We start from the raw sequence: 951 nt of genomic DNA on the forward strand, positions 1-951 counted from the left end.
TCAACATCTCAACACATCCATTCTTGAGTTAAGTTACATTTCAAATTTGACTAATCATACTTGATTTTTAGCTTTATTTGATTTTTTATTCAGTAAATATGACTTAATATGTGTTTTACCGCCTTATGGTTTTTCTGTCAATAGTAGAAGTGAAGATATTATGCAATTACCGAGTTTTCTTGAGGTCTACCAAGGCCTAATTTCAACCGACTCCATCAGCTCTACTGATCCGAGCTGGGATCATGGCAATGAAAAGGTCATCGAAAAAATGGCTCAATGGTTTAAAGACCTAGGCTTTAGCGTTGAAGTCGTAGAGGTGGAGCCGGGTAAGCATAATATGGTGGCAAAGATGGGCTCTGGTGAGGGCGGCTTACTATTAGCAGGACACAGCGACACTGTTCCATTTGATGAAGGACGCTGGAACTTCAACCCGCACGCACTGACTGAGCACAACAATCGCTTCTACGGGTTAGGCACGGCAGACATGAAAGGCTTCTTCGCCTTTATCTATGAAGCGGTAAAGAAGATTGATTGGAGTAAACAGACCAAGCCGCTCTATGTTCTGGCGACTTGTGATGAAGAGACCACCATGCTCGGCGCGCGTCACTTCACTGAAAATGCACCGTTTAAACCGGATTACTGCATCATCGGTGAGCCAACCAGCCTCGTACCTATCCGTGGACACAAAGGCCACGTGGCGAATGCGGTGCGAGTCACCGGTAAATCCGGTCACTCTTCAGACCCGGCATTAGGCGTCAACGCAATTGAGATCATGCATGAAGTATTGTTCGCCTTAATGCAGCTGCGAGACAAGCTGATTAAAGAGTACCACCACCCGGGCTTTGCGATTCCAAGTCCAACCCTGAACCTAGGCCATATTCATGGTGGCGACAGTGCCAACCGCATCTGTGGTTGCTGTGAGCTGCACTACGATGTGCGCCCTCTACCGGG

Annotated in this window: 1 protein-coding gene; it reads left to right on the forward strand. The window is 47.0% G+C overall.

The annotated features are described in order from the left end of the window. Nucleotides 1-160: 160 nt before the first annotated feature. On the forward strand, nucleotides 161-951 hold a 791-nt coding region (gene argE, locus KIV40_RS26245), incomplete at its 3' end, for an acetylornithine deacetylase (RefSeq protein WP_285352117.1).

This window comes from Vibrio sp. D173a, from assembly GCF_030248475.1.